General features: G+C 45.8%; 18 protein-coding genes. 14 read left to right on the top strand and 4 right to left on the bottom strand.

All coding sequences use genetic code 11. From position 1 onward, the window contains the following. Positions 1-123 precede the first annotated feature (123 nt). The 4 genes from J3L18_RS22985 to J3L18_RS22970 are packed head-to-tail and all read right to left on the bottom strand — an operon-like array spanning position 124 to position 3,963. Positions 124-1,467 (bottom strand): phage portal protein family protein, encoded by a 1,344-nt coding sequence (locus J3L18_RS22985; RefSeq protein WP_129569615.1) that lies wholly within the window; start codon positions 1,465-1,467, stop codon positions 124-126. An 11-nt stretch (positions 1,468-1,478) separates the two neighbouring features. Beyond that, the gene (locus J3L18_RS22980; protein ID WP_129569616.1) at positions 1,479-1,931 is read right to left on the bottom strand and encodes a hypothetical protein; all 453 of its coding nucleotides are present in this window, start codon (positions 1,929-1,931) and stop codon (positions 1,479-1,481) included. 2 nt (positions 1,932-1,933) lie between these two features. Continuing rightward, positions 1,934-3,538 (bottom strand): phage terminase large subunit, encoded by a 1,605-nt coding sequence (gene terL, locus J3L18_RS22975; RefSeq protein WP_129569617.1) that lies wholly within the window; start codon positions 3,536-3,538, stop codon positions 1,934-1,936. Beyond that, entirely contained in the window at positions 3,535-3,963 is a 429-nt protein-coding gene (locus J3L18_RS22970; protein WP_129569618.1) for a hypothetical protein, read from the bottom strand. Before J3L18_RS22970 ends, terL begins: the two co-directional genes overlap by 4 nt. A 139-nt stretch (positions 3,964-4,102) precedes the next feature. Here J3L18_RS22970 and J3L18_RS22965 point away from each other — a divergent pair, with 139 nt between their 5' ends. The 14 genes from J3L18_RS22965 to J3L18_RS22900 all read left to right on the top strand — a co-directional run bounded on the left by J3L18_RS22965 (position 4,103) and on the right by J3L18_RS22900 (position 17,303). Continuing rightward, on the top strand, positions 4,103-5,056 hold the full coding sequence (locus J3L18_RS22965) for an HK97 family phage prohead protease (protein ID WP_129569619.1): 954 nt from the start codon (positions 4,103-4,105) through the stop codon (positions 5,054-5,056). A gap of 62 nt (positions 5,057-5,118) precedes the next feature. Continuing rightward, complete coding sequence (locus J3L18_RS22960) at positions 5,119-6,087, top strand: hypothetical protein (protein WP_129569620.1); 969 nt, start codon at positions 5,119-5,121, stop codon at positions 6,085-6,087. Between the two features lie 85 nt (positions 6,088-6,172). Continuing rightward, positions 6,173-6,685 (top strand): phage holin family protein, encoded by a 513-nt coding sequence (locus J3L18_RS22955; RefSeq protein ID WP_129569621.1) that lies wholly within the window; start codon positions 6,173-6,175, stop codon positions 6,683-6,685. Between the two features lie 2 nt (positions 6,686-6,687). After that, on the top strand, positions 6,688-7,119 hold the full coding sequence (locus tag J3L18_RS22950; RefSeq protein WP_129569622.1) for a hypothetical protein: 432 nt from the start codon (positions 6,688-6,690) through the stop codon (positions 7,117-7,119). Positions 7,120-7,123: 4 nt separating this feature from the next. After that, a complete protein-coding gene (locus J3L18_RS22945) occupies positions 7,124-7,636 on the top strand; it encodes a lysozyme (protein ID WP_129569623.1) in 513 nt (170 codons plus the stop codon). 4 nt (positions 7,637-7,640) lie between these two features. After that, entirely contained in the window at positions 7,641-8,108 is a 468-nt protein-coding gene (locus tag J3L18_RS22940) for a hypothetical protein (RefSeq protein WP_129569624.1), read from the top strand. 112 nt (positions 8,109-8,220) lie between these two features. Continuing rightward, positions 8,221-8,694: a hypothetical protein gene (locus J3L18_RS22935; protein WP_129569625.1), complete on the top strand. Its 474-nt coding sequence runs from the start codon at positions 8,221-8,223 to the stop codon at positions 8,692-8,694. Between the two features lie 82 nt (positions 8,695-8,776). Continuing rightward, entirely contained in the window at positions 8,777-9,550 is a 774-nt protein-coding gene (locus tag J3L18_RS22930; RefSeq protein ID WP_129569626.1) for a PKD domain-containing protein, read from the top strand. 2 nt (positions 9,551-9,552) lie between these two features. After that, the gene (locus J3L18_RS22925) at positions 9,553-10,026 is read left to right on the top strand and encodes a hypothetical protein (protein ID WP_129569627.1); all 474 of its coding nucleotides are present in this window, start codon (positions 9,553-9,555) and stop codon (positions 10,024-10,026) included. An 11-nt stretch (positions 10,027-10,037) separates the two neighbouring features. Then, positions 10,038-10,229 carry a hypothetical protein gene (locus J3L18_RS22920; protein ID WP_129569628.1) on the top strand — a complete coding sequence of 64 codons (192 nt, stop codon included), beginning with the start codon at positions 10,038-10,040 and terminating at the stop codon, positions 10,227-10,229. A 4-nt stretch (positions 10,230-10,233) separates the two neighbouring features. Continuing rightward, entirely contained in the window at positions 10,234-14,547 is a 4,314-nt protein-coding gene (locus tag J3L18_RS22915) for a tape measure protein (RefSeq protein ID WP_129569629.1), read from the top strand. A gap of 4 nt (positions 14,548-14,551) precedes the next feature. Next, positions 14,552-15,019: a hypothetical protein gene (locus J3L18_RS22910; RefSeq protein WP_129569630.1), complete on the top strand. Its 468-nt coding sequence runs from the start codon at positions 14,552-14,554 to the stop codon at positions 15,017-15,019. Then, positions 15,019-16,410 carry a phage tail family protein gene (locus J3L18_RS22905; RefSeq protein WP_129569631.1) on the top strand — a complete coding sequence of 464 codons (1,392 nt, stop codon included), beginning with the start codon at positions 15,019-15,021 and terminating at the stop codon, positions 16,408-16,410. Before J3L18_RS22910 ends, J3L18_RS22905 begins: the two co-directional genes overlap by 1 nt. Next, a complete protein-coding gene (locus tag J3L18_RS22900) occupies positions 16,407-17,303 on the top strand; it encodes a hypothetical protein (RefSeq protein ID WP_129569632.1) in 897 nt (298 codons plus the stop codon). The genes J3L18_RS22905 and J3L18_RS22900 overlap by 4 nt, the downstream gene beginning before the upstream one ends. Positions 17,304-17,314 lie beyond the last annotated feature (11 nt).

Below are 17,314 nucleotides of genomic sequence, written 5' to 3'. Positions count from 1 at the left end.
ATCCCTGAAACTCCTCCGGCGCATCATCAATGCTCAGGTTGATCGTATCTGTGCTGCAACAGTTGTGATACAGGTAGTTTAACCGACTTTGCAGCTCTTCGAAATTTAAGCTATTACGCCCGTTCAGGCACTTAATCGCTGACGGGCCTTGCCAAAAAAATCATCGTCCTCCAACAGATCTGCTTTAAGCTTTTTGGTTGCCTTGTCGGCAGCCGGTACCGGTGTCTCGCGGGCCTTCACAATCTCAATGCCTGTCTTTTGTTTGATCCAGTCTATATCGATCTCGAAATATTCTGCAAACTTCAGGATCCAGTCAACAAGCTCTGCGGTGTCCTCATTCGGGACAAACTCGAAAGTAAGGTCACCTTTCAGGAAACCATGTTTCTTAAGGGCCGGTATGGTGATGTTATTCCAGTACTCTTGCAACGTAGCCATATCCGACTTTTGGAGCAGTAACAGCATTTCCTGCGCTGTCTGATCTTTTGACCGGCTCCCGTTCTTGGTATCCTGTCCAATAATGGCTCCTGCGATAACAAGACAGATTTCATCACGGCAAAGGTCGATCAGGTTTTTATATACATCGCCATTAGTTGCCACGCCCTGGGCCCATTCAAACTTTTCATCCTCATCAATAATGAACCATGCGGCAGCGCCCATGTCCCTCATCATTTTTTGAGCCCGGTTCAGCATGGTTTTATCCTGGGTATTAGTAGTAAGCACCCTTGGCGGGATACCGTAGATCTCGCATAGCTCAGACCAGCAGCTTTGAGCGAACCTTTTAAATAAGACATGCGGTACCGTTTTGTTAAGCAAGCCGATGTCTTTGCTATTGTATTCAAGAAGCCATGTGCCGTATTCGGGCATCTCGCGGTATTTTACCACATTCACATCATCGTAATAATCAGAATAAAACAGGCCTGTTTGCGGCACGATATTCGTGCGTGGTATGCTGTCACCGATCAGGAATGGTTTGCCATCGACAGTTTTTCCTATGCTCAGCTCCACCACACTGTAGCCTAATAATATCGACTTATACTTTTCCCAATTGGCAAAACGATAAAAAGGCATGTTTTTAAGTATCGCCTTTTGCTCCTCGTTGTTGCTGCCATCCGGATTTTTAAGGTTGAAGTCAAGGCTGAACAGGCGATGTCCCCGGTTCTGATATTGTGAAAATAACATGGCATCGATCAGGATCTCGTTATACAAAAGCTGTATCATCCAGTTCTTAGGCTGCATGTATTGATATTGATCAATGGAAGCGTTCCAGTTCTTGATATCCATCCTCGTTCTGAAGATCGCTTTAACATCATAATCCAGATACCGCTTTTTGGTATCGTCTGTAATGATGCCCTGCTGCTTCTGACTGGCTGCCAGGCTTATTAAATCAAGAGGCTCCGCGTATTGCGTGGTGTCGGCAGATGTTGACGATCCGCCAAACCAATTTTTTATAGTGGTTATTAAATTCATGTGATTAAAAGTTATTCGTGATTGAATTTCCGCCTGCTACCCATATAAAAAGATTCCTTCTCTTCGGGAGGGGCGGTTGTAAGCCTGGGGAGCGTGCTGCTATTGGTTACGCCTGATGCAAGATCCTTGAGATCCCCTTCGGCGCGGTCATACCTGTCCTGGACGTCTTTATAGTCAGCCCCTATGTTATAAAGCTCGCAGATAAAATAGAGCGTGATGGATTTAACATATCCAAGAACAAGGAGGTTACGGGCGCTCCCTTCAGCGGCAAATATGGCCGGGGCATCATATAGGATCCTGCCGTCATACCATTCCAGTTTGTCATTAGGTGTGAGGATGTTAGCAGCCTTTTCAATGGCCTTGGCAATGGCTTCCTCTACGATGCCGTCATCTTCGGCAGTGATGGCGTCAAGCTCATAGAGCCTGATCACGCTTTTAAGTTCTGATTTTACTAAGTATGCCATAGTTAAAAATGGTTGTTAACCCGCTCGCAGAAAGCGTATGAGGTCTTTTGTTTGCGTGTACGCTTATTGAGATAGGCTATTGCGCCGTGTGTAGCATCGGGGCCGTCGTCATTTGCCTGGCTGCCCTTTTCAAATGCGAGGAACTGATCTATGAGGCGCTGCTGATCCTCCGTTTTGAGGGATTCGTTAAAATATACGTTGTGGCGTTCAAAATGACCGGCAAGGCTTTCAATACGATCGAACTTTTCAGCCTTTGGCCTTTTATCTGCTACTACCGGGATATAGTACCCACGCTTTTCCCCTTCCGTATCAAAGTCGCTTATAAACTCGTCCATCGCAAAGAGGCCTTCTATGAGGTAGCGTATGTTGTGCTTGTCAAGCTTATGCTTTTCGTAGCGATCATAAAGCCATATAGCTGCATCAGCCCGGCTCTTGCGGCGAAGGTAGGTTAGGATGATGTGAAACTCTTTATCCTTTTTACCAACCATCACAAGCGCCTTATAATCGCCTTTATCCTTATAGCTTAAGTCACCATACAGGCAAAGGGCGTCATATTCCTTAAGCCTGTGTGGTACGCAATAGAGGATGTCCTCATATTTAAAAATGGCGCCATCTTCGATATGGACATGCATATATTCCCGCATGAAAGAACGGTACGGCATGTTTTCAAACTTTTCGCGCCAATATTCAGCCGAGGCCTTCTCAGGCCAGTTTGGCTCAAAGGTTACCAGGCTTTTTACAGCACATACCGTACTTACCTCATATTTTATACTTCCTGCCTTGTCGAGGTTGCCTCGCGCCCTGGTGCGAACGCCACGGCGCTCTTCCTTCTGTCGTTGCTTTACGGACACGAAGTATTCTTTTAGCCGGTTGGTAATGCTGTTTTTGTGGAAGTTGTTATTCGCATAGATAAAGCGCTCTGTTGCGTCCTCGTCGGTGTCAAAGCAGCCCCATACATCTTCCGTAATGAAATCAATAGCCTCACGCATCATGCGGTCATTGTTCACGTGGCGCTTGCTGTCCACGTCATCCACGACGATGTAATCAGGCCTTTCGCCCTGTTCCCTGGCTCCCCTGGGGTTTTGCATGAAACCAAGCGACATAAAGCGCACACCGTCTGTCGTAGTAAAGTCGCCTTCAGCCCAGTTGCCATGATGGAACTTTTCACCGTAATCGTTCCTTAGTCGCTTATTGTGCTGTAGCTGGCTTTGAATACCGGATAGCAGAGCAGCTGCTTTACTCTCGGTTTCGCCTATCAGGAGCATAAACCGCAGGTCGTTCTTTACCAGGTACAGGTAAAGCGGGATCCCCATATCGATATGAACAGATTTTGCTGCCGACCGGAACCATTCGGCAAGACACCTGATGCGTCTGTTGTTAATGATCAGCTTAGCGAGCCAGATATGGAACCAGGCGCATTTCTTTTTGGCGAAGTTTGGGAAGTTGTATTCAAACCAGTCGCCGTAATTGGCCTCTTGTTTCCGTACCCTGGCAAGCTTAGCCTCGGGTTTTTCGTGAATATCGAACTCCGTTGCCTGGGCTATCATGGCACAGTGCTTATCATAGTCAGATAGCAGCTTGAGGTATTTCCTGTTATCTATACTCATGCTATTTCCAGGTTAATGCGGTGCTGTAAATAGGCTTTGTGAAACGGCGTGCACTGAGCGGCGAACTTAGGTTCAGTCTGGCTGATAAAGTTATCAAGCTCTACCAATACACGTTTTACCACGAAGGCGTCAAGCTTTTTGTCAAGCCTGTCAAGCGCAGCATTAAGCTTAGAGATAGCATCGGCATTTAGCTTGGCGTCATTACCCTGCGCAACACTCATTAATTCCTGCTGAAGCAGCTGCTTGATCTTTACCGGCGACGAATGGTAGTCGATCCGTTTTTTATCCCATTCAAATTTCTTAGCCCAGGTGCTTACCGTGTTTGTGGTAACATTAAATTTCTCGGCGATCTCCACCTGTGTGCAGTCTGCATGCTCTATAAACCAATCCTCTGCATGTTGCCTGATATTGTCTTTTGTAGCCATTAAATTTCTTTTTGCATCAGCAAAAATCCCTCTTAAACAGCTCGTAAATAAATAGTTAAGCAAGGCTTGCACACATATTCGGACTGCCTTAAAGATGCTTGCATCTTTGTCTCAACAATAACGAAAAATTCAAAAACACATGCCTGTATTTGTATGGAATGATGAGACGGTGGTTAATAGTTACGGCTTCCGTACGCTGAATGGCGGTATCAGTTTAAAGCGGTTTTCGGGTAATCCGGTAATGCTAAACAGCCACGTCAATACTACCAAGATGACACTGGGCACCTGGAAGGACTGGAAAACTGAAGGCTTTAAACTTCAGGGAGAAACTGTATTTGATAGCGTGCGGGACGATGTAAAAGAGGTTGAAGGTCAGGTCGACCGTAATGTGATCAAAGCCTGTTCAATGGGGCTTGGGATTGATTGGGACGAAGATACCTGGCAAAAAGCACCGGATGGTGTTTGGGAGCTGGTTAAATGCGAACTCATGGAGGTTTCCATTTGTGCCGTGCCCAGTAACTCCGGCGCTCTTGCGCTTTATGACAAAGCAACTGGTGAGCTAATCGCCGAAAATCAGATCAGGCTTTCTGTTCAGAATTTATCAGCAAACGATTTAAAAATAAATACTCCTAAGATGGAAAAAATCATTTTATCATCCGCAGCAATAGCGGTACTGGTTGGGTTGAGTATCACGAAAACCGACGATGTTCTTGAGATCAGCAATGCTGTTGTAAAGCTAAATGCTGATAAAACCACTGCCGAAGCTAAAGTAATTGAATTACAGGGTAAGCTTGATAAGCAGGTTAAGCTTCAGGCTGAAGCCCTTGTAGATGGCGCTATCACTAATGAGCAGTTACTTGCCGGCGACCGTGAAGAGTGGATTGAGCTTGCAGTGGCAAATTATAGTCTTGCTTCAAAGCAGATTGCTAAAATACCAGGTAAGGTTAGCTTGAGCGGCAAACTTAACAACTCTGCCGGGGGGGCTGATGCCAAGGTTAAAACAATGGATGACTTTGAAAAGCTGAGCCTGAGCGAGCAGTTATCTTTTAAAGCAGAGAACCCGCAAGGATATGCAGCCCTGTTCGCTAAATAAGCGAACAATCGAAACGAGAAATTTAATACCCCGAAAATTTTAATAACTAAAACAAAGAAACTATGCCAGCGAATTTCCCCGAAATGTGGGTTAACAGGGTTGAGTACAACCTTACCACTGCTGATAACGCCCCATGGTTGGATGGTATCACCGAAATTGATACTGCAATCATAGAGGTTGGCTCAGGCTCAGCAGGCGAGCAAAACCTGATCCATATACCGACCACCGAGTTTGAGGTTGATATCTTAATCAATAATACTGCTTATCCGATTGCTGTTCAGCAGTATTCAGATGACGGCGTAACCTTGCAGCTTGACAAGTATCAAACTAAGGTAGTGCCAATCAGTGATGATCAGGCAACCGGAGCATCTTATAAGCGAATTGACGCGGTTACCTTTTTGATGACCCGTGGCATGCTTATAACCAAATATAAAAAAGCCATTCATTCAATTGCACCGGCCGGAAACACAGATAAGACACCAATTTTAAAAACAACCGGGCGCAGCGGCAAATTTGACGCAAACGGAGATGAAATTATCCTGCGGGATGGTGATAGACTGATCTTGGTTTATGAAGATTTGGTCGACCATAAAAAGCAGTATGATTTGATGGAGGTACCCGAGGTTGGTCGCCGCCTCGTATTATGCTCAGATCACTGGAATGACCTGCTGTTGGATCGTAAACGTTTCGGAGACCTATTGGTTAATTACACCAAAGGTTCTACAGTGCCAATGATTGCAGGCTTCGAACTTTATCAATACATCGGTAACCCGTCTTATAATGGCGATACTCTGGCTAAGCTTGCTTATGGCTCTGTTCCTGGCGATCATCAATACAAGGCTTCGGTGTCATTCTATACGCCAAATATTGCAAAGAAAACTGGCTACACTCGTCAGTACTTTTTACCAGCGCCGCTAAACCCGGCCAACCAAAGTAATGACCTGGCCTACCGCCATTATTTTATGGCAGTTCCTAAACAGGCTAAGTACATTGGAGCAATTGTTTCAACGTACTCCCCTGCGGCCGCTTAACCCTCGATAAACACACCCCAGACAGATAGCAGATGCAAACCGCCGCCCCGCCAACGCGGGGCGGTATTGAAAAGCCTTCGGATCAATGAACCATTTCGCCCGACTATTGAAAACTTTTGATTACCACTCATTGACTGAGTTTATGCATAGCCTGGCACCAAGTAACAGGTATGGCTTTACAGCCCAGCTAATGATCATTACCGTTACCTGGACAGCAGTTGATAAAGTGTTCGGGCTTGACCAAGCCGGTTTTATTGCGCTGCTCGTCATCTTCATGACTGAGCTGATCAGCGGGATCTGGGCGGCAAGGGTTCGCAAGGAGCCTATCAGCAGCATCAAGCTTTCCAGGTTCAGTCTTAAAGTTGCCTGTTACCTGGTTATGATTGGCGTTAGCTATTCGCTTTACCAGTCATTCAAGGGGCACAACGAGGAGGTTGCCGGATGGGCTTTTAACTGGCTGCACATTGTCCTGGTAACACAGGTAGGTTTTGAAAATACGATCAGCATACTTGAAAACATCGCTACCATAAATGGGCGCGAGAAAGATGCCATCGTAACCAGGATCACTAACAAGTTTAATTCACTATTTAACTCATAATCATGAAAAAATTGATCTTCTTTTTAGCACTCGCGCTTTTATCATTTGGGGTTAAGGCCCAGGCTAACCTTAAAAACCTACAGTCAGACCAGGGCGTACATAAGGCTGGCTTGGACACCGTATCAAACGCCGGCAGCGTATCACAGGTATTGCAGATCGGAGGTTACCAGGATCTGATCACAATTCAGGCGGGAGTAACCAAGTTAACAGGTACGCCTGGCGGATCCGTGAAGCTTTACGGCTCGGTTGATAATATCAAATATGATTTTGCCACGACCTCGACCGATACGCTCGCAGTGGGAAACGTCACGCCATTGCAGGTTAAAACGTGGGTGATCTCGCCTTCTAAGTTTCAATATTACAAGGCAGTGTATAAAGGATCTGGCACGCAAACGTCGACAGTTGTAACCACCGCCATGTGGCGCAATAAATAGCTAAATGCAGGTATCGTCATTAGGTGTTAGCCTGATAAAAGGCTTCAAAAGTATTGCGACAATTGCGCATAGTCAAAGCGTTGGCGGTCTTGAGCTTTTAAAAGGCTTCGAAGGATGCAGATTAAAAGCATACCAGGATATAGCCGGGATCTGGACGATAGGTTGGGGCAATACTTATGTAGGCGGTAAGCCGGTAGTAAAAGGGCAGCAACTACCAAACGTGGCCGCTGCTGATGCCCTGTTGCTGCAAAGCCTGAAAAGCCGGGAGTTACAGGTTAACACACTGGTAAAGGTTCCCCTGACGCAAAACCAGTTCGATGCCCTGGTAAGCTTCCAGTACAATACCGGCGCACTTGCTGTGAGTACGCTGCTCAAAAAGCTGAATGCCGGTGATTACGGGGGCGCTGCCGACGAGTTCCTGAAATGGAATAAGATCACCAGGAACGGCGAAAAGGTAATATCAGCAGTTTTGGTAAAGCGCCGTGAGAAAGAACGCAGATTGTTTGTAACCAGATAACAGCATGAAAATAAAGGAATTTATAGGCAAAGCCTGGTCGGCCATTGCCGGGTGGTTCAGCACTAAAGTTGAAACTCTCCCCGCCACGGTTACCGTGGATGAAATAGACCATGTGATCAAGATTGTTGAGAACATAAAAAAAGCGGTTAACTCGCCATTTGCGATACTGGCTACAACACTGATCCCCGGCACCATTGATGATGCTATCCGGACAAAGCTGTCAGACTTCCTGCCTCAGCTGCTCGCCGGGCTTACGTTCGCAAAAGATAGCAAGGTAAGCTATAACAGCGAGACTGTGCTTGATGATCTCCTGAAGAAAATTAGGTTTTCGGATAAGGAAGATCAGGATGCCCTTTATCATAGCATGGCATCACGGCTGCTAATCATCGTAAGCGATGGCCGGGTAACGTGGACTGAAGCTATCGGGGCCGTGGAGTACTACTTTAAAAACATCTTTTTAAAAGCAGTTTAAACAATATTTAAAACAGCGGGCAGGTCAACACCCGGAAGAGCCCTCATGGGCCGCGAAACAAATAAACAGGACTTAAGCACCGCTGTTTTTTAACCTTAAATTTTTGAAACCAATGGATAAAGAAAAGAACATCAGGCGGGCAACAGAGATCTTCGCCGCCCACTCAACCAAAGACGAAGTTTACTTCGCCGGTGATGGTCAGGCTTTTTTCAATGAAAGCGACCGCAACAACCACAATAAGTCATTAAAAGACAAGTCAACGCAAACGATAAGGCGGGAAGATATCGAGCCCTCGAAGCCTGAAATTGATGATGACGACATCGAAGATGATGATCAGGATGATGATGGCTTTAAAGGCAGAGGGAAAGAGAAAGAACCCGAGCCTGTAAAAGATCCTAAAGAAAAACCGGCGAAGGCTCCTAAAGAGAAACCGGGAAAATCAACAGAGGTAGTTACTGAAGCGGAAAAAGCCAATGACGAAACCGAAGCTGATAAAGCGGGAAATGCCGATGAATCCAAAGATAGCGCCAAAAGTGCCGATCAGGATGATTCCGCCTCCGGGCCCGCTGCCGGTGATCAGGCCTAAGCCATAATAAAACCACATAATTAAAGTCCTGCACTCGGTTTAACCGATGGTAGGTTATTACGATACCCCTATTAAAATCAAGATGGCAAAACAAATTGTCTTTTCACTATTATCCCTTAAAGACGGGGAGATACCTGATGAAGGTACGATGTCGGACATGCTTGTTAAGCGTGGCCCGACCTACAAAGGCACAGCATCAATTAAGGAAGCGGATTCGACTGTTTTTGATGTGCTGGCAGAGGAATATCCAGAGCCGGATGAATCGTTTACCACCGAAGGATTGATAACATTGGTATTTAGTACCTATGACTATGATCCTGAAATGCTGGTTGCATATAAAGGCGGCTCAATTACTGATGATGATATGTGGGCCAAACCTGCTTATCCTCCTGAAATTGAGCGGAGCTGGCAAACCATTTCAAAAGATGGATACCTGGTAGAAATCCCCCGCGGCAAACTACGCTCTAAGTTCAACTATGAAATGAAGCAGGACGGCGTAGCACTGCTGGAAAATACGGTTACCGCGTTGAAACCGCGTGGTGCAGGTGTAGCATCAATTTTTATGGGTAAATACAAATTACCTATGGTAAGCGCCGGGAACGCTCAAAATATCACTGTTGCTAATGCCAACCTAACTGGTACTGCTTCGGCCTTCCGTGGTACAATCTCTTCACAGATCTGGACTTGCGTTCAGAAGCCAGTTGCAGCAGCAGATCCCGGCATTACAACTCCGGCTACGTTGAACACTGCTATTACAGGTTTGGTAACCGGCACCTACAAGTTTCAACTTGCCGTAGCCGATGAGAACGGCTTTGAAAATAAAGCGACAGTAACCGTAACAGTAGCCTTGCCATAAAGATGAGTGCAGAACAGAACGCGGCCGCAAGACTGCTTAACTATGGTATAAAGGTGCGGGTAACTGCACCTTTATTGTTTAGGCTGTTCCGCAAGCGGACGATAGGCCTTTACATATTGCCTCCAAACCAGGGCACGCTTTTAAGAATAGATCACCTATTCCTATCAACCGGGCTTACGCCTGAGCAGCTCGAGCAGCTTGACGAAATGAACGCGCACGAGCTGCATAAAGCACACGGCATGACCATGACTAGGATAATAGCGACAGCCTGGCTTTACGGCAAATGGCGGGGCAAGCTATTCACCGGCATTGTAGCCAGATGGCTGTACTGGCACCTGAATAATACGCAGATGCTGACCGTGGTAGGTGTGCTAGTGATGCTGAGCAGCAAGGAAAGTTTTACGAGTTCTATCAGATCGGTAGCAGCGATGAGAATGACGGTACCGAACCTGAGCCAAAAAAGTCAGGGGAGTTAACATGCGAAGGCATGCATAGCCCCTGGGGTATTAACTACAGCATATTAAAAGAACTGGGTTTCACCTGGGATTACCTGATGTGGAAGATCAGCTGGGTAAATGTGCTGATGATGCTGGCCGATGCGCCGCGCTACAAAAGCAAAGAAAAGGACGGGGTAACGGAAGCGAACTCGTTCGAGGATTTTAAAGCCTTTATGGATTAAACAAATGGACGGATTAGGCCCAATAGATATAGATATTCTGATAAACAATCCTGCTTTGCTCCGCTCATTGCGCCAGGCAGAGCAGGACACGCAGAATACCAACCGTGTGATCACCCGCGAAGGTCAGCAGATGAGCGAGGCGCTTGACGGCTGGGCCAAAAAGGCGACTATTGCTGCTACTTCCTTTTTTTCAATACAGGCCGCTCAGAACTTCGTACAGGAGATCATTAAGGTACGTGGCGAATTTGAGCAGCTGAATGTTGCCTACGATACCATCCTGAAGAGCAAAGCGAAAGGCGATGCCCTGTTTGCTGAAACTGTAAAGTTTGCAGCTACGACCCCCTTTAACCTTACTGACGTTGCTACAGCCACAAAGCAGTTGCTTGCATATGGCTTTGCAGCTAAAGATATAACCGACGTGCTTACCACTACCGGAAACATCGCTGCAGGTGTTTCGGTTCCATTAGGTGATATCGTTTACCTGTACGGCACGCTGAAAACCCAGGGCCGCGCGTACGCTCAGGATATCAGGCAGTTTACCGGCCGCGGGATCCCGATAATCCAGGAGCTTGCCAAGCAATTCCATGTAGGCGAAGAGGAAGTTAATAAACTGGTTGAGGCCGGTAAAGTTGGTTTCCCAGAGGTGCAAAAGGCTTTTGAAAGCTTAACAGGATCGTCAGGGATATTTTACAACCTGATGGAAAAGCAAAGCCATACCCTTACTGGCATGCTCAGCAATTTGGAAGATGCGTTTTCGCAGATGCTGAACAGTATCGGTGAAAGCAACGAGGGTATCTTGAAAGGCGGTATCGAATTGGCTGCAAGCCTGGTGACCAATTATCAGAAGGTAATTGATATTGTCGAACTGCTGATAATAACCTACGGGGCATACCGCGCCGCCCTGCTTTTACAAACAGCTTCGACCATCGCAAGCACAATCGCTTCCGGAGCCAATACTGTGGCAATCGGCCTCGAAACCGTTGCATACCGGTTGCTTAGGGATGGCCTCGAAGTATTAAATGCGGAAAAGATCCTCACTATAGCAACTACAGCCGCTTATACAGCTGTAATATCGGCGCTTGTTATTGCCCTGAAATCATGGCACGACGCAAGCGATTTGACCAATAGGATCAACAGCGAGACAAACGCCATCACCAGTGACGCCAACGTACAGGTTGAGGTTCAGAAAACTAAAATAAACGATCTTAATAAGATCATTAACGATCATAACAATACCCAGGAGGACAGATTAGCGGCGCTTAAAAAACTTAACGCTATTGCGCCTGAATACCTGGGCAACATCACCCTTGAAACGGCTAATACGAAAGCAGCATCAAAAGCAATCAAGGACTACCTCGATGACCTTGATAAAAAGCTTCAGGGCGAAGCTGCCTATAGTCAAAAGCTTGAGAACTTAAAAAAGATAACCGAGCTTAAAACAAAGGGTATTGATGCCATTAGCAGTACTGAACGCGTAGGCTATAGCCTCAAAAACTTCTTTTCCGGAAACTTCACGACTTCGACTGATGCTGATAATAAGCAGATCGTGGCCCAGTTGGTGAAAACCTACGAGGATGCTAATAAGCAAATAGATGCCCAATTTGGAGACCAGATTAAAAAGACCTTAACCGGCAATACGGGAGCGAAAGACTTCGCATCTAAATTCGGCAAGGATCTGAAAGCGGCCTTAGCCGGGGATGGCGTTAAGGGTATCCTGGATAATTTCAATACCATATTAAAAGAAGCGAACAGCGAAACCGATCTTGAGGCACTCAGAGACGGTTTATCTGCTAAACTAAAGGCCCTGGCCCCTAATGATTCCCAAAAGGCAGCACTCAAGAAAAGGCTTGCTGAGGTAAAGGATCTTATTAAGACTTATGATCCGGGTGAGGATGTGAAGTTGCAGAAGGCGGCTAACGCAGAAATTGATGCGAGGAACACTATTGCTGAAAAAGTAGCAGCTATAAATGAGGATAGCAGGCAAAATGCACTTACCAATGATCAAAAAGAGATTGCTCAGGCTAAGCAAAAGTATGATCAGCTCCTAAAAATGATTGATGATTATAATGTCAAGGCTGAGCGAAACAAATGGAAGAAAATAGATCCTGCAAAATTTAAAGTAAACGGCATTGTTACCGATATTCCTGCTGCTGAGCAGGCTGCTGTTGCTGATGTCATAGCTAAACAACAAGTCGAAAAGCAGCGGATTGTCATTGACCAACAGAAAGAGATCTTTGATGCATTTGAGCAATATAAGATAGATCACGGGGAAGCAGCTGCAAATCAATTGTATTCAGGGCAATTACAGGGATTCAAGACTTATGTTGAGTATCTCAAATCATTGATGCCAGAAACAGGTGATCTATCCGCTAAAGCAAATGCCCAAAGGGATATGTTGAGTAAACTGATAGTTACGGCTAATAAAGAAGATCAAAAAGCACAGCTTACTAATTTTGCACAACTATTAGCTTCAACACTTACTTACGAGCAGCAAAGAAATGCTATTGTCCAAAAGTATTTATTGCAAGCTTCAGAACTTCGTAAACATGGGCTTGATACTCAGGCGTCACAAGCAATAGCCAACGGACAGGAGGAATTAACTCAGCTTGATAATTCAAACACCGAAAAACTTACTTCATATAAGGAGCTTTTCGACGGCTTGCATAAAATTTCAGTTGAACGATCCCAGCAAGACATAAAACAATTGAACGCCTACGCTGATAGCCAGTTTAAGGCAGGCTTAATGACTGAAGAGGCATACCTCAAACTAAAAAAAGAAATTCATGAAGCAAGTGCCGAAATAGCTAATATGAACGCTGACAAGCTTCTTGCCGTTGGGAGCGCTCTTGAATCATTATCAGGGAGCCTGGGCGGGATCAGCTCAGGCCTGGGTGATCTTGTTGGCGGATTAGCTAAAACAGTTAATTCAGTTGCCGGTATTGGAAAGCTTAAAACCGCATTTGATTCTGCGCAGGGCTCTCAGGCAAAATTTATAGCAGGCGCAAATTTTTATGGCGCTGCCATAAGCTCAGCTGCAAATCTGGTCGGGATATTCACTTCAGCAGCCAAGCAGCGGAAAGAAGCCGAAGAGGCTTACCAAAACTCGGTACTTGCCTTCCAAAACCAGTACAAGATAAACACCATTGAGCAGATCAGGCTCCAGGAGCAATTAAACGGTAACCTTTTTTTTAAGAACTATCAAAAGGACATAGCAAATGCGGCCAGCTCACTGGCTACGGCTAACAGGGCGTTTCAAACGTCATTGGGTGCACTACAAAACGGACAGGCTAAAGTGGGACAGCGTAACGCTGTAGACTGGAATAATGTGCTGAAAGGCGCAGGCGCGGGCGCTGCATTGGGTTCTATCATACCCGGCATTGGTAATGCCGTTGGTGCGGTTGTTGGCGGCGTTGTGGGCGCGATAGGCGGTCTGTTTGGTGGCAAGAAAAAGAAAGACGTTTACGGAAGCTTGCTTGGAGAGTATCCCGAACTTATCACAAAAGCTAAGGATGGTACTGATCAATTTAACGCGGCCCTTGCCAAGAACCTGATTCAAAATAACCTGGTAAACGATAGCACTAAAGTGCTTTTGCAAAATACCATAGACCTTAATGACGCCCGCCAGGCAGCTATAGATCAAATCAATCAGGATATTAAAGACCTGGCAGGCAACTTAGGAACCGACTTGCAAAACTCATTAGTCGCCGCATTTGAAAACGGTACGGATGCTTTCCAGTCATTTAAAGGAACCGTTGAAAAAGGTATACAGGACATTGTAGCGCAATTCCTGTTTGAGAACATTTTTGGCGGCGAGTTTGACAAGCTATCTGACGAGCTTAAAGCCTCATTCAGCGTCACCGGCGACCAGAACGCCGTTGACGATATCACCAAGTTTTACCAGGACGCCGGGCCATTGGTTAAGCAATACCAGGATGCTTTAAAAGCAGCACAGGCGGAGGCTAAAAAGAATGGACTTGACCTTTTCAAGCCAGACGGAAGCGGCTCCTCATCGTCATCAAGTTTATCCGGTGCCATATCAGGCATTACTGCCGACCAGGCAAATGTTTTGGAAGGTGCTATCAGGGGGATGCAGCAAACGCTTTTGGAGATCTCCAATTTCATTAGCGGCGGGTTCAAAAGCATGGCCGACTGGCTGCTTGAGCTAAAGGGGCAAACCCTTTTGCAAAAACAGATAGAGGCCAATACCAGGCGTACCGCTGACAATACCGATAAGATGGTTTCGAGCCTTGATAATATCGACAATAATACTTCATCGGCAAGCCTGACCAACGTGTTCAGGGCAGCCGGAAAATCTTAAGATTATGATGCAGTACAGTTTAAACGGACATGACTTGAAGCAAACCTACGGTGTACTGATCAGCAACGGATCAGAGACCTTCCTTGCTTTCCCTAAACGGAAAGATAGCCTGGAAATGAACTGGCCTGAGCAGGACGGTATCGACAAGGACTTGAACGATCCGCATTTCGAAGCCCGTGAGTTTAAGCTAACCTGTGCCCTGATAGCTTATGGCCTTGCTGACTTTAATAATAAGTACAATGGCTTTTTTACCGAATTGAGTAAGCTGGGGACACATGAGCTATACATTAAAGACCTGGACAGGACTTTCCTGGTATACTATAAAGATCAGCAGAACCTGACCAAGCTGTCGCAGATAGACCGCGACAAATGCGGTGTAAAGTTCGATTTGATTTTCGGAGAAACCAACCCGGCAGATAATATCCCTAAAGTTTACTTGGTTGATGACGAGGACAATTTTTTAATAGCGTAATGGAATTAGTAACAGTATATAAAAAAGGCACAAGCGAGATCCGAGCCGTTATAAATCCTGACGACAAAAGCGTTCAGGATATCGGCATTATGCGCAATGATATTATCAAACTGAGCTTTGCGGTTACTAACCCGATATTTTTTGCTGTAGGCGATTATACAACGGTTTTTGGTCGCCATTACCAGTTAAACCGGGAAGTGCCATTTAAGCAGGTTGCTGACAGGGACATTCAATATGACCTTACATTTGAAGGCTGGCAGTATGATCTGCTGAGGGCTAACTTCCTTACCCTCGATGCCAATAACCACTTTACGGAAGGTAAATTCAGCTTCAGGGGGCGCGCTATAGATTTCATGAACCTGATTATCCATAATATGGAACGCTGGAACCCCGGCAGTGGCTGGACTGTAGGCGATGTATTGGACACCGATTTTATTACCCTTGACTTTGATAGTGAGAACTGCCTGGAAGCGCTTAACAAGTTAGCTGATCAGTGCAAAACAGAATACTACTTTGAGGGTAGCGGAAAAAGGATCTCACTTACCAAGAAAGCCCCAGCCAGCGGCGTAACACTGGAATATGGACAAGGGAAAGCCCTGATGTCAATTGCAAAGGCTAATCAGGATACAGGAACGGCTCCGCAGCTGATAACCCGGCTGTATGTTTACGGCGGCAACAGAAATATCGGACAAAACTATCGTGATGGCGCTAAATACCTGCGTATTGGTGATGTGCCTTACGTTGACAAGAACCCCGACGTATTTGGCGTGTATGAGCATACCGTGTACTTTGATGACGTTTACCCTCGCCGTGAAGGCTCCGTAACCAGCATTGGTGATAAGTTCACCTTTTCAGATTCGACGCTCGAATTTAATGTGATGGATTATGAGCTTCCTGGCGTTACCATTCAGGTCACTTTTAATACGGGCCAGTTAGCGGGCTCAACATTTGATGTGCATGCTTTTGTTAACGATACCAAAACATTTACTATAAATGCGCTTACGAACGAAACAACCAATCTCCCAACGGATTTTATTAAACCGGCTGTAGGCGATAAGTATATTATCATTGGTATTAAAATGCCCCTCAGCTATATTACTGCTGCTGAAGCTGAACTTAAACAGCGGGGAATCGCCTATCTCAATGAGAATGGCCCTGGTAAAGTGACATTCCCTGTAGATGCTAATGACCTTTGGTTTCTGCGTGAAGGTATTGAGCTTCAACTCGGCAAGACATACAGGTTGCTAAGCACCAAATTTCAGATAGATCGCACCATTAGGCTAATGAGCTATACCCGTAACCTTCGTAACCCTGCTATATACACACTGGAGCTTGCCGATAGTGTAGCTGTTCAATCAACTTTTGTTAAACTATTAAACCTGATCAAATGATAACAATAAAGATGCCCGAATCGCCCGACTATCCAGATGGGCAAAGTCCGTCAGGGGATGATTACGTATGGCTATGGGATATCTCTACAGGCAAGCTCCGCAAATCAAAAGTTTCAGAGCTACCATTTAGTGAAGGTGGCGGCGGCGGCGGTGGTGAAGTGGTTACGAACCCTTCGCCTTTCATGGTTTTTAACAATAGCGAAAACTATAGTTATGATGAAGGGACGAATACTGTAACCATAAGTGATACTCGGTTAAAGAACAGGACTCTTTACCCGGTACTTGCGTCCCAGTATGGAGGGGGAGAAATTAACCCGGAACTGGTAACATATGTACCAATAGATCCGGTCGACGATACTAAGGGACAGATCATTATTACCGGATTTCAATTGGATGATGGTCAGCACTTATCGCTTATTGTTCCCGGAAATGCAACGAGTTCAGATGTTACTTATATACAACTGCTTGCCGATGTAGCCGAATTAAAACTACTTACAGCGCCATTTAGAAAAACAGCTTTAGGCGTTAATGGTGCGAAAGTGTGGTGGATAGGCACCGTTGATACCATCCCGGCAGGATGGCAGGAATGCGTTAGCATGCGCGGTGTTTTCCCGATGGCGCAAGACCCAGCGGATGATGATTTTAAAGGCGCGATAGGCACAACCGGAGGGTTAAAAAGGGTTAAGATGAAATTAGAAAACCTAATTGAGCACGTGCATAAATTCATAAAAATACAAACACAAGGTAGCGGCACCACCAGCGGTTATGTACGCGGACAGGTGCAAGGAAACGACGAAAAGTATACTGAAAGCGCGGGAAGCGCAAACCCAGCCCCAATTGAAATAATGAACCCATACCTTATAGGGCTATGGATTGAATTTGTCGGCATTTAAACCCCTTTTAA

Origin of the sequence: Mucilaginibacter gossypii, from assembly GCF_017569325.2 — a bacterium.
In the GTDB taxonomy this organism is placed as follows: Bacteria; Bacteroidota; Bacteroidia; order Sphingobacteriales; family Sphingobacteriaceae; genus Mucilaginibacter; species Mucilaginibacter gossypii.
This window is presented reverse-complemented; position numbering and strand designations above follow the sequence as displayed.

Excerpts from the sequence above, each read along its gene's own strand:
- J3L18_RS22985 (WP_129569615.1), bottom strand. The coding sequence starts at position 1,467 with ATGAATTTAATAACCACTATAAAAAATTGGTTTGGCGGATCGTCAACA.
- J3L18_RS22980 (WP_129569616.1), bottom strand. The coding sequence starts at position 1,931 with ATGGCATACTTAGTAAAATCAGAACTTAAAAGCGTGATCAGGCTCTAT.
- terL (WP_129569617.1), bottom strand. The coding sequence starts at position 3,538 with ATGAGTATAGATAACAGGAAATACCTCAAGCTGCTATCTGACTATGAT.
- J3L18_RS22970 (WP_129569618.1), bottom strand. The coding sequence starts at position 3,963 with ATGGCTACAAAAGACAATATCAGGCAACATGCAGAGGATTGGTTTATA.
- J3L18_RS22965 (WP_129569619.1), top strand. The coding sequence starts at position 4,103 with ATGCCTGTATTTGTATGGAATGATGAGACGGTGGTTAATAGTTACGGC.
- J3L18_RS22960 (WP_129569620.1), top strand. The coding sequence starts at position 5,119 with ATGCCAGCGAATTTCCCCGAAATGTGGGTTAACAGGGTTGAGTACAAC.
- J3L18_RS22955 (WP_129569621.1), top strand. The coding sequence starts at position 6,173 with ATGAACCATTTCGCCCGACTATTGAAAACTTTTGATTACCACTCATTG.
- J3L18_RS22950 (WP_129569622.1), top strand. The coding sequence starts at position 6,688 with ATGAAAAAATTGATCTTCTTTTTAGCACTCGCGCTTTTATCATTTGGG.
- J3L18_RS22945 (WP_129569623.1), top strand. The coding sequence starts at position 7,124 with ATGCAGGTATCGTCATTAGGTGTTAGCCTGATAAAAGGCTTCAAAAGT.
- J3L18_RS22940 (WP_129569624.1), top strand. The coding sequence starts at position 7,641 with ATGAAAATAAAGGAATTTATAGGCAAAGCCTGGTCGGCCATTGCCGGG.
- J3L18_RS22935 (WP_129569625.1), top strand. The coding sequence starts at position 8,221 with ATGGATAAAGAAAAGAACATCAGGCGGGCAACAGAGATCTTCGCCGCC.
- J3L18_RS22930 (WP_129569626.1), top strand. The coding sequence starts at position 8,777 with ATGGCAAAACAAATTGTCTTTTCACTATTATCCCTTAAAGACGGGGAG.
- J3L18_RS22925 (WP_129569627.1), top strand. The coding sequence starts at position 9,553 with ATGAGTGCAGAACAGAACGCGGCCGCAAGACTGCTTAACTATGGTATA.
- J3L18_RS22920 (WP_129569628.1), top strand. The coding sequence starts at position 10,038 with ATGCATAGCCCCTGGGGTATTAACTACAGCATATTAAAAGAACTGGGT.
- J3L18_RS22915 (WP_129569629.1), top strand. The coding sequence starts at position 10,234 with ATGGACGGATTAGGCCCAATAGATATAGATATTCTGATAAACAATCCT.
- J3L18_RS22910 (WP_129569630.1), top strand. The coding sequence starts at position 14,552 with ATGATGCAGTACAGTTTAAACGGACATGACTTGAAGCAAACCTACGGT.
- J3L18_RS22905 (WP_129569631.1), top strand. The coding sequence starts at position 15,019 with ATGGAATTAGTAACAGTATATAAAAAAGGCACAAGCGAGATCCGAGCC.
- J3L18_RS22900 (WP_129569632.1), top strand. The coding sequence starts at position 16,407 with ATGATAACAATAAAGATGCCCGAATCGCCCGACTATCCAGATGGGCAA.